The organism is Pseudomonas sp. W2-17 (genome assembly GCF_041060445.1).
In the GTDB taxonomy this organism is placed as follows: domain Bacteria; phylum Pseudomonadota; class Gammaproteobacteria; order Pseudomonadales; family Pseudomonadaceae; genus Aquipseudomonas.
Genome location: NZ_JAUFNS010000002.1, coordinates 49,426 through 61,597 on the forward strand (window position 1 = coordinate 49,426; position 12,172 = coordinate 61,597).

The 12,172-nt window shown below is 62.5% G+C and carries 5 protein-coding genes; 3 read left to right on the forward strand and 2 right to left on the reverse strand.

What is annotated here, in order from left to right; all coding sequences use genetic code 11:
• Positions 1 to 5 precede the first annotated feature (5 nt).
• Entirely contained in the window at positions 6 to 1,922 is a 1,917-nt protein-coding gene (locus tag QWI20_RS02585; protein ID WP_369304042.1) for a methyl-accepting chemotaxis protein, read from the reverse strand.
• Positions 1,923 to 2,058: 136 nt separating this feature from the next.
• Positions 2,059 to 2,484: a VOC family protein gene (locus QWI20_RS02590; protein WP_369304044.1), complete on the reverse strand. Its 426-nt coding sequence runs from the start codon at positions 2,482 to 2,484 to the stop codon at positions 2,059 to 2,061.
• A gap of 405 nt (positions 2,485 to 2,889) precedes the next feature.
• Here QWI20_RS02590 and QWI20_RS02595 point away from each other — a divergent pair, with 405 nt between their 5' ends.
• The 3 genes from QWI20_RS02595 (at position 2,890) to QWI20_RS02605 (ending at position 12,114) form a co-directional block, all read left to right on the forward strand.
• A complete protein-coding gene (locus QWI20_RS02595) occupies positions 2,890 to 4,779 on the forward strand; it encodes a methyl-accepting chemotaxis protein (protein ID WP_369304045.1) in 1,890 nt (629 codons plus the stop codon).
• 138 nt (positions 4,780 to 4,917) lie between these two features.
• Positions 4,918 to 6,129, forward strand: coding sequence for a diguanylate cyclase (locus tag QWI20_RS02600; protein ID WP_369304046.1), 1,212 nt, complete (start codon positions 4,918 to 4,920; stop codon positions 6,127 to 6,129).
• A gap of 369 nt (positions 6,130 to 6,498) precedes the next feature.
• Positions 6,499 to 12,114 carry a putative Ig domain-containing protein gene (locus QWI20_RS02605; RefSeq protein ID WP_369304047.1) on the forward strand — a complete coding sequence of 1,872 codons (5,616 nt, stop codon included), beginning with the start codon at positions 6,499 to 6,501 and terminating at the stop codon, positions 12,112 to 12,114.
• The last annotated feature ends 58 nt before the right edge of the window (positions 12,115 to 12,172 follow it).

Consider the following 12,172-nt stretch of genomic DNA (forward strand, 5'->3'; position numbering starts at 1 on the left):
GGCGGTTACACCTTGAATTTCCCGACCAACGTCTGCAAGTGCACGCCCAACCGTGCCAGCTCAACACTGGACGCCGCGGTTTGTTCACTGGCGGCCGAGGTCTGCTCGGAGACTTCGCGGACGCTCATCACGCTGCGGTTGATTTCTTCGGCGACAGCGCTTTGCTCTTCAGCAGCAGCGGCAATCTGTTGGTTCATCGACTCGATGGACTGCACCGAGCGGGTGATGCCCCCCAGTGAAACCCCGGCACGGCGGCTCAGTTCGACACTGCTGTCAGTCAGCACGCGACTGTTTTCAAGGATCCCCGCCACCTGCTGAGTGCCGCTCTGCAAACCTGTGATCAGTTGCTCGATTTCTTCAGTGGAGGACTGGGTACGCTGGGCCAGGCTGCGCACCTCGTCAGCGACCACGGCGAAGCCCCTTCCCGCCTCGCCCGCTCGCGCAGCCTCGATGGCGGCGTTCAACGCCAGCAGGTTGGTCTGCTGAGCGACTGACTTGATGACGTCAAGAACGCTGCCGATTTTGCCACTCTCGGTTTTCAGGTCCGCCATTGCCACCGTCGAGTGACCGACTTCGGCCGCCAGACGCTCGATCTGGTCGATGGCCTGACGCACTACCTCGTCGCCATCACGGGCCTCGCGGGTGGCGGTGGCTGCGGCATCGGAAGCGTTTTCCGCGTTGCGTGCAACTTCCTGCACCGTGGCCGCCATCTCGTTCATGGCCGTCGCCACCTGATCGGTCTCGATCTTCTGGCTGTTGACGCCCGCACTGGTTTGCTCGGTGATCGCTGACAGTTCCTCGGCGGCACTGGCGATCTGCGTCACGCCATTGCGCAGCCCGGCAATCAGTTCGCGCAGGTTGACCGTCATCCGCGCCATGCTGCGTTGCAACATGCCAAGTTCGTCTTTGCGCGACACCACACGGGCATTTGTCAGGTCGCCACCGGCCACCTGCTCGGCGGTGCGAAGCGCGTCCATCAAGGGCAGGACAATCAGGCGAGTGATCAGCCAGGCCGCCAGAATGCCGAGGATCAATGCGCCCAGTGTCGCGCCGCCCAACACGTTCCGAGCATGGTCCACGTCTTGGCCGCGCAATACCGCCTGATTTTTTGCCAGTGCATTACTCGCGGCGAACAGATTGGCGATGTCATCGTTCAGGCCCAGCTGGGCCTTGGCGGCGCCCGCCTGGGCCTCACTGAACTGGCTCACGGTCAGCAGATAGGCGTCGAGGGCCGAACCCAGACGCTGGATGGCATCGCCTTGTGCCGCAGGCAGCGCCTGGCCAAGCACCGTGGTGTACGCGCGGGCGTCAGCAATCGCCTTTTTGGCCGGTGCTTCAAGCTCGGGTTTGAGGCTGTAGGTGTAGCCGCGCAATTGAAAGCGCGCCTGCTCGACCAAGGCCTGCGCCTTCACCACCGCAGCGGTCTGTGCAGCGTCGCCGTTCGCGGAAATAGCGGCCTCAATCTTCTGCAATTGCTCCACCGCGGCGTCCGCATTGCTGCCGAAAATCCCACGGGAGGCCTCGCGATTCTGCACAGATTGAACGTAGTCGCTGAAGTGCGCGCGGTAGCGCTTGACCGCCTCCGTCGCCGACTGAATATGGGGAATATTAAGCGCCGAATCGAAATTGGCGCGGCAGTACGCCAGGTGACTGTCGAGGTTGTCCAGCGCCTTGACCACCACAGCGGCGTGCTCTGCATCGTAATTGAGCGTGTAGGACAAGCGCGCAATGCGCATGTCCCGCGTGAGGTCGTTGAGTGTTGCGATGTCGAGGATCCGGTCGCCCCTCTTACTCAGTCCGCCGATCCCGGACCAACCTGCCAGCGCTATCAATAAGGTCAACACCAGCACTGCGCCAAAGCCCAGAGACAGCTTGGATCTGACGCTGATGTTTTCCAGCATCCTGTTCATCGCAGTGAGCATAAGTATTCCAGTCCGATCCGATCATTAAGAGATGCTGAATCGGTTTATCGGCCGCTGGACAGGTAAGTTGAAGTGAAAGCGATGCGGCTGAAACGAAAACAGGCGCTTCTGGCAAGCGCCCGCTGGCAAGGCCGGGTCACTTGGCGAACAATTGGCTCATGTCCTTGAACGCCTTGAACTCCAGCGCGTTGCCGCACGGATCGAACAGAAACATGGTGGCCTGCTCGCCGACCTGGCCCTGGAAGCGGATGTAGGGTTCGATCACGAACCGGGTTTCCCGGCCGCGCAAACGCTCCGCCAGCGCCTCCCATTCTTCCCAGTGCAAGATGATGCCGAAGTGCGGGACCGGCACGTCGTGGCCGTCCACTGCGTTGGAATGCACGGATTCCTGGGAGGTGGTTTTCGGGTGCTCGTGGATGACCAGTTGGTGACCGTAGAAATCGAAATCGACCCATTGCTCGCTGGAGCGGCCTTCGGAAAGACCGAATACGTCGCCGTAGAAGTGGCGCGCGGCGGCGAGATCGTAGACGGGAATGGCGAGATGGAAGGGCGAGAGGCTCATGGTCGATCCTTGGGGACGGGAATGGGATGCCCGATTGTTGGCCTTAATCGGGTGCAGTAAAAGCGGATATTTCTTCTGCTGAGCCTCAATTTTTCCGATCAGTTTCCAACATTTGCCAGGGCCTACCATCGAGCCTCTCACTGCTCGACTGCGCGCCGGGGCCGTGCGAATGGCGCTGCAAGCTGATAGCCGCACGCGTCAAGCCACACTTAATCCCGGCCTTGCACACCCGTTGCCTACCACCCGAATGTGACAGGCGGTCCTTACAGCCACGACCGATTGTCAGATTCCAGTCAAACAGAGGCCTGATTGCGCAGGGAGGCATTCATCTATCGCGCCGCCCGCCGATAGACCGGCAGACAGACTGCAATCCTTTCCCTGCAATCGCTTGAAGGCTCGTACGGCATGACCAAATCCCTGAAATTCAGCCACAAAATCCTGCTGGCGGCCTCGCTGGTGGTAATCGCTGCATTTACTTTATTCACCCTCTACAACGATTATCTGCAACGCAACGCCATCCGGGATCAGTTAAGGGAAAGTCTGAACCAGATGGGCGAAAGTACGGCCGGTAATATCCAGAACTGGATGTCGGGACGCATCCTGCTAGTGGAAAACGTCGCCGAGGGCGCCGCCGTCTCGCCGTCGCCTGAGGTGTTCAACCGCCTGCTCGGTCAGCCAACGCTCATCTCGACGTTCATGAGCATCTACCTCGGCAAGGCCGATGGCTCGTTTGTGACGCAACCGCCTGACGACATGCCCGGGGATTACGACCCGCGCACCCGCCCGTGGTACACCGATGCGCTGAAGGCCGGCAAGACCACCCTGACCGAGCCCTATCTGGACGCCGTGACCAAGGGCCTGATCGTGACCATCGCCACGCCGGTCAAAGGTCCTTCCGGAGTCGTCGGCGTCGCGGGCGGCGACCTGAGCCTGGAAGTGCTGGTGAAGATGATCAGCGCGCTGCGCCTGCAGAACGACGGCCATGCCTTTCTGGTCGACGCCAACGGCCGCATCCTCGTGCATCCGGACACCTCGCTGGTGATGAAAACCCTGGCCGAGGTCTACCCGAACGCTACGCCGCGCCTGTCTGAAGACGTCAGCGAAAGCGAGCACGCCGGCAAGACCGAAGTCGTCACCTTTGCTCACGTTGACGGTCTGCCGTCGGTCAACTGGTACGTCGGCATCGCGGTGGACAAGGCCCAGGCCTACGCCGCACTGGGCGATTTCCGTAACTCGGCGATCGTCGCCACGATCATCGCCGTGGTGCTGATCATTGCGCTGCTGGGCGTGTTGCTCAGCGTGCTGATGCGTCCGCTGAACACCATGGGCCGCGCCATGCACGACATCGCGGCAGGTGAAGGCGATCTCACCAAGCGCCTGGAAATCCTCAGCCAGGACGAATTCGGTTACCTGGGCAACGGCTTCAACCTGTTCGTGGAGCGGATCCATGACTCGATGCGCGAAGTGGCCTCCTCCACCGTGCAGCTCAACGAAGTCGCGCTGCGCGTGGTCAGCGCGTCGAACTCTTCGATGCTGAACTCCGACCAGCAAGCCAACCGCACCAGCAGTGTGGCGGCAGCCATCAACGAGCTGGGCGCTGCGGCGCAGGAGATCGCGCAGAACGCCGCCATGGCGTCCGGGCATTCCAGCGACGCACGCAATATGGCGTCCAGTGGACAGGCCGTGGTCGTTCAGAACATTCAGGCGATGAACCGTTTGTCGACGCGCATCAGCGGCGCCAGCGAGCAGATCGAACAGCTCAACACCAAGACCGCCAACATCGGGCAGATTCTCGAAGTCATCACCGGCATCTCCCAGCAGACTAACCTGCTGGCCCTCAACGCCGCCATCGAAGCGGCGCGTGCCGGGGAAGCCGGACGCGGGTTCGCCGTGGTCGCTGACGAGGTCCGCAGCCTGGCGCACCGCACTCAGGAGTCGGCCAGCCAGGTGCAGAAAATGATCGAGGAGCTGCAGCACGGCGCCCGTGAAGCGGTGGCGATCATGAATGACAGCCAGCGCGAGAGCCATGAAAGCGTGAGCATTGCCAATCAGGCCGGCACCAGCCTGGAAAGCGTGACCGTGCGCATCGGCGAGATCGACGCGATGAACCAGTCGGTCGCCACCGCCACCGAGGAGCAGACTTCGGTGGTCGAAGCGATCAACGTCGACATCACCGAGATCAACACACTGAACCAGGAAGGCGTGGAAAACCTGCAGGCCACGTTGCGCGCCTGTTCCGACCTGGAACGCCAGTCGGTGCGTTTGACACAGCTGGTGGGCAGTTTCCGTATCTGAGGCAAGACGGAGCGCTGTTCATCGCAAACCTGACGCTTGATCGGTCAGTCCTTGCGAAAACAGCGCGCCGACGAAATGATGGCACTAAGCCATCACCGATGATGTCATAGTCCGGTCAACCCAGCCCTTTGGTGCAACATGCTTTCCTTTGTCCTCGATCGACCTGACCCCAATGACGCGCAACTTCTGGCCGAGGTCGATCGCACCATCGCATCGCGTTTTCGCAGCCTGCGTTTCAGTCCCGAGCTGGAACGGCGTTACGAGGCCGAGACGATCGAGCAACGCCGGCAATTTCTGACGGCGGTGGGCATTGGCGGCATCCTCATCTACAACCTGTTCATGGTCAGCGACTGGCTCAGCCTCAACGACATGTTTACCTACGTGGCGCTGGGCCGTGTGTGCCTGATGACGCCGATCTTCCTCATCCTGTTGATCATCGCGCAGCGCGCCAGAACCCGACGCGTTGTCGAAACAACGGCAGCCGTCGGCACCGTGCTGTGTTCGGTGATGCCGCTGATTGCGATGATCTACAGCGAAAGTCCGTTCCGCTTGCACTATCAGTTGGGGATGCTGCTGATCATGGTGTATTGCACGGTGATCCAGCAGGTGCCGGTGCGCTGCGCGGCGGTGGCCATGGCCTGCATGCTGGTCATTCAGCTGGTGACCACTTACCTCGCTGAGTTCGCCGACTTTCAGATCTGGCAAGCCAATGCGCTGTTGTTCTTCTCCACTGCGGCGTTGCTGATGATGGCGTCGTGGTTTCTGGAACACGGCAGCCGCTTGAGTTATCTCTTTGCGTTGCGCGGGCGGTTGCTGCAATCGAAGTTGGTGGAACTGGCGCGCATCGATTCGCTGACACAATTGTTCAACCGGCGTTTTCAGGGCGAGGTGCTGGCCTCCCTGTGGAGCCGCGCGGCGCAGACGCCCATGAATGTCGCAGTCATCCTGCTGGACATCGATCACTTCAAATCCTACAACGACAACTACGGGCACCTGCAGGGCGACACCTGCCTGCGGTTGCTGAGTGGCGTGATCCAGCGCACGGCGCAGAAAGCCAACGCCCTGACCTTCCGCTTCGGCGGCGAGGAAATCCTCGTGCTCATGACCCACGCCCACCCGGCCCAGGCCAGGGCCCTGGCGGAAAACCTGCGCTCGGCGGTCGCCGCGCTGAACGTGCCCCACCCGGTGCTGGGCGACGGCGCCAGAGTCACCATCAGCCTGGGCGTCGCCATCGCCAGCGCACCCCAGACCAGCGCCGAAGTGCTCATCGCCATGGCCGACAAGGCGCTCTACGTCGCTAAAGGCGAAGGCCGCGACTGCCTGCGCTGCGCCCCCGCTGAAGTGGCCTAATAGGCCCGCTAACCCATAGCAGGAACGGCTAACGCGAACATTGTGGGACTGGCTTTAGCCGGGAAGACGTCGGCGTTTACACCGCAGAATCGAGGGTGCACACACGGGTCTCTTCCCGGCTGAAGCCGGCCTGCCAAGCGATCATCCTCGCCCGCAGCATCCTCATATCTCCAAAAGTGCCAGAAAAGCATATCCCCCCAAACGTCAATTACGTGACACCTATAACCGCCCAAATGTGCCGATCGTCACCAAACGACGGTTTCCCGACATACGGCGACAACTTTTCCGTTCAGGTAGGTCATACCTGCTGCAGTGCCGATTGGAAATTGGCACGCAGCGTGACCTCAGCCTGTGACCGGAGATAAGTACATGATTTTTAACGTCCAAAATTTTGGCGCCAAGGGAGATGGCGTCTCTGACGACACCGCGGCCATCCAACAAGCGATTGATGCAGCTGCGGCGGCGGGCGGAGGACAAGTCTATGTACCCCCCGGGACCTACATCGTGTCAGGCGGCGAGGAACCGTCCGACGGCTGCCTCATGCTCAAGAGCAACGTCTACATGTACGGCGACGGCATGGGCGTCTCCAACATCAAGGTCGCGGACGGTTCCGACACGAAAATCACCGGTGTCATTCGCTCCGCCTACGGCGAAGAGACCCACGACTTCGGGCTGAGCAACCTGACCATCGACGGCAACCGGGACAACACCACCGGCAAGATCGACGGCTGGTTCAACGGCTACATCCCGGGCAAGGAAGGTTACGACTCCAACGTCACCCTCGATGGCGTGGAAATCAAGGACTGCTCCGGTTACGGCTTTGATCCCCACGAACAGACCGTGAACATGGTCATCAAGAACAGCGTGTCCCACGGCAACGGCCTGGACGGCTTCGTCGCTGACTTCCTCAGCGACAGCACCTTCGAAAACAACATCGCCTACGACAACGATCGCCACGGTTTCAACGTGGTCACCAGCAGCCACGATTTCACCCTCAGCAACAACGTCGCCTACGGCAACGGCGGTGGCGGCATCGTCGTGCAGCGCGGCAGCGAGAACATTCCTTCGCCGAACAACATCACCATCACCGGCGGTGAGGTCTATGGCAACGGCGCCGAAGGCGTGCTGATCAAGCTCTCCAGCGAGGTCACCATGACCGGTGTCGATATCCACGACAACGCCAGCGCCGGCGTTCGCATCTACGGCAGCAACAACGTCGACGTCATCAACAACACCCTGAGCAACAACTCACTGGGCGGCGGCGTACCGGAAATCATCATCCAGTCCTACGACGACACCAAGGGCGTTTCCGGCAAGTATTACAACGGCAGCGACAACACCGTTCAGGGCAACACCATCAACGGCAGCGCCCTGTCGACCTACGGCGTCGCCGAGCGCAACGAAGACGGCACCGACCGCAACGCCATCATCGGCAACACCATCACCCACACCACCAAGGGCGACACCCTGGTGTATGGCGATGGCAGCTACGTCAGCGCCACCGTGCCAGTGGTGGCGGTTCAGGGCACCGACGGCAACGACACCCTGCTGGGCAGCGACGCCAACGAGATCTTCTACGCCGGCGCGGGGAATGACACCGTCAACGGCGGTGGCGGCAGCGACATCCTCATCGGCGGCGCCGGGGTCGACAAGCTCACCGGCGGCGCAGGCGCGGACATCTTCCGCTTCACCAGCGAGTCCGACAGCTACCGCACCGCGACCACCAGCTTCGACGACACCATCACCGACTTCGACCCGACCCAGGACAAGATCGACCTCGCCGGCCTGGGCTTCACCGGGCTGGGCAACGGCCGTGGCGGCACCCTGCAGATCAGCTACAGCGCCAGCAACGACCGCACTTACATCAAGGATTACGATGCCGACGCCAACGGCAATCGCTTCGAGCTGATCCTGGCCGGCAACCTGGTCAGCGCGCTGACTGCCGACAACTTCATCTTCAACCGCACCCTCACCGGCACCACCGGCAACGACTCGCTGCAGGGCACTGACGGGGCCGACACGCTGCTGGGCCTGGCCGGCAACGACAGCCTGGCGGGCGGCGCCGGGGACGATCGTCTCGACGGCGGCGCCGGCCAGGACACCCTCAGTGGCGGCGCCGGGGCGGACACCTTTGTGTTCTCCAGCCGCATCGACAGCTACCGCAACTACAACGCCGGCGGCGCGAATCTGGGTGACGTGATCACCGATTTCGACGTCACCGCCGACAAGATCGACCTCTCCAAGCTGGGCTTCACCGGCCTTGCCGACGGCATGAACAACACCGTGTACGCAGTGCTCAACGACGCCGGCGACAAGACTTACATCAAATCGCTGACCGCCGATGCCGAAGGCAACCGCTTCGAAGTCGCGCTCGTGGGCAATTACCTCGACAAACTGACCAGCGCCAACTTCGTCTTCGCCACCGCCCCGACGGTCAATCAGGCGCCCGTCGTCGCCAACCCGCTGCTGGACCAGAACGCCACCGAGAACACGCCGTTCAGCTACGTCGTGCCCGGCACCAGCTTCACCGATCCGGACAATGACACCCTCAGCTACAGCGCAACCCTGGCCGACGGCACCGCCCTGCCGACCTGGCTGATCTTCGACGCCGCGACCCGCACCTTCAGCGGCACCCCGGGCAACACGGCGTCGGGTACCTACGCGATCAAGATCACCGCGAGCGACGCCAGCAACGCCACCGTCAGCGACAGCTTTACCCTCGCCGTGCAGGACGTGCCGGTAACGCCGGGCGTGATCAACGGCACGCCGGGCAACGACACGCTGACCGGCACCACCGGTAACGACCAGATCTTCGGCGGCGCGGGCAATGACACCCTGAACGGCGGCGACGGCAACGACGTCCTCATCGGTGGCGCCGGTGCCGACAAACTCACCGGCGGTGCGGGGGCGGACGTGTTCCGCTTCACCTCCACCCAGGACAGCTACCGCACGGCGACCACCAGCGCCAGCGATCAGATTCTCGATTTCGATGTGGCTGCCGACAAAATCGACGTCTCGGGCCTGGGCTACACCGGTCTGGGCAACGGCCTCAACGGCACGCTGCAGGTGTCCTACAACGCCAGCACCAACCGCACCTACGTCAAGGACAGCGTGGCAGACGCCAACGGCAACCGTTTCGAGCTGTCACTCGCGGGCAATCTGGCCGGCAGCCTCAACGCCAGTCACTTCGTCTTTGCCAGCCAGAACCTGCCGCCCAACGTGGCGCCGGTGGTGGTGATTCCACTGCTGGACCAGAACGCGACGGAAAACTCGCCGTTCACCTACGCGGTCACCAGCAACAGCTTCTCCGACGCCAACAACGACGCGCTGACTTACACCGCGACCCTGGCCGATGGCAGCGCCCTGCCCGACTGGCTCAGCTTCGACAGCACCCGCCTGACCTTCAGCGGCACGCCGACCAGCACGGCCTCCGGCAACTACACGCTATTGATCAAGGCCACCGACCCGTCGGGCGCGTCGGTCAGTGACAGCTTTGCCCTCGCCGTTGCCGATGCGCCGGCCAGCACCATCACCGGCACCGACAACGGCGAAACGATCGCCGGCACCGCAGGCGCCGACCTGATCCTCGGCCTGGGCGGCAACGACACCATTCGCGCCGGCGCAGGGGCAGACATCATCGACGGCGGCGCTGGTCGCGACTCGCTGTACGGCGGCGACGGTGCCGACACCTTCCGCTACACCAGCGTTCAGGACAGCTACCGCGACTACAACACTGGAGGGGTGACAGCCACCGACACGATCTACGATTTCACCCACGGCGTGGACAAGATCGACGTCTCCGCCCTGGGCTTTCTCGGCCTGGGCGATGGCAGCAACGGCACGCTGTACCTGAGCCTGAATGCCGCTGGCGACAAGACCTACATCAAATCCAGCGTCCCCGATGCTGACGGTCACCGCTTCGAGATCGCCTTGAGCGGCAACTACATGAATACCCTGACGGCGGACGACTTCGTGTTCGGCTCCCGGGCCGACCAGGACATTCTGTTCCTGCCGACCCTCGGCCAGTCCAACGCACGTCTGCTGCGCATGACCGAAGACGACAGCCAGTCCGGCACCACCATGCTGGTGGACGGTTTGAGCAAGTACACCACCTACGACGTGCGCAGCCAGTTCAACGACGCCGACGGCAATGGCATCGACATCGCGGTGGGCGGCAGCACGGTCAACGGCCTGTCGACCCTCGGCCCTGAAGAATTGAAGCTGTGCTGGTGGCTGACCGACACCGACCAACCGGGCCCGGCCCTGTTGCGCGCCGTGGCCTTGCTGAACGACCAGCTCACCGAGTTGAAGTCGATCGACAACGTGACCATGGGCATCATCTGGGGCCAGGGCGAGGAAGCGGCACAGGAAATCGCCCGCGCTTCGGACAAGGATGCGGCGGCGGCGGCGTACAAGGCGGCGACCTTGTCGGTGTTCGATTACCTGCACGCGCAGTTCGGCAACTTCAACGTGTACATGATGGAAACCGGTCACTACGACCAGGACGCGGCCCGCGCCCGCGGTTTCTCGGAAGAGAAGATCGCCGGCATCGTCGAAGGTGTCGGCTATGTCCGCGCCACCCAGGAAGCGATCGCTGCCCAGCGTGACGATGTGAAGATTGCGGTGGATTACACCGACCTGCCCCTGCGCCACGAAGTCGACCCGCTGGTCTACCCTGACGACGTCTGGCACTTGCACGAAGAGTCCGCCGAGATCGTCGGTCAGCGTCTGGCCGACTACATCGCCGACGACCTGGGCTTCCACGGTGACCCAAGCGACAACAACAGTGTGCATGCCATCTTCGACGGTGCGCAGAACGAAGGCGGCATGATCTTCGGCACCGACCAGGACGACACGCTGGTGGGCTCGTCCGGCAACGACACGCTGGACGGCGACCTTGGCGCCGACAGCATGAGCGGTGGCGACGGCAACGACATTTACATCGTCGATAACGCTTTCGACAGCGTCACCGAAAGCAGTGACTCGCCGTCGCAGATCGACACCGTGCAGGCGTCGGTCAGCTGGACCCTCGGCGCGAACCTGGAAAACCTGGTGCTCACCGGTGTTTCAGCGATCGACGGCAACGGCAACGACCTCCGCAACTTCATCACCGGCAATGCGGCCGACAACGTGATTGATGGCGCCGGCGGCGCCGACAGCATGAGCGGCGGCAATGGCAACGACACGTACTACGTCGACAACAGCGGCGACAGCGTGATCGAAACCAACACCGATCGCGTCTCCGGCGGCATCGACAGCGTGCACAGCACCCTGGCAACGTTCACCCTGGGCGCCAACGTCGAAAACCTGTACATCGACAGCCTCGATGCGGCCAATGGCATCGGCAACGCGCTGGACAACGTGCTGTTCGCCGGCAGCGGCAACAACGTGCTGGACGGGCGGGACGGTAACGACACCGTGTCTTACGTTGGCGCGCAGGCCGGCATCACCGCCACGCTGTCGACCTCTGCCCAGCAGAACACCGGCGGCTCGGGCCTGGACACGCTGAAGAGCGTCGAGAACCTGATCGGCAGCGCCTTCGCCGACAGCCTGACCGGCAACAGCGGCGCCAACGTGCTCAACGGCGGTGCCGGCGATGACACGCTGATCGGCGGCTCGGGCAACGACCGTTTGATCGGCGGCGCGGGTACCGATTCGCTCACTGGCGGCACCGGGGCGGATACCTACGTGTTCGACTCCGTCGCCGACATGGGCGTCGGTGCGTTGCGCGACGTGATCAATGGCTTCAAGAGCGCCGAGGGCGACTTGCTCGATTTCAGCGCCCTGGACGCCAATCCGCAGACACCGGGGATCGACGCGTTTACCTTCATTGGCAGCAACGCCTTCGACAGCAATGACGCGACCGGGCAGATACGCTTTGCCGACGGGATCCTCTACGGCAGCATCAACGCCGACGCCACCCCGGATTTCGAAATCCAGCTGGTGGGCGTCAAGGAGCTGCACGTCACTGACCTGGTTGCCTGATTGATCGCGTAAACACAACAACGGCCTCCGCAATGGAGGCCGTTTTTTTTGATGGATA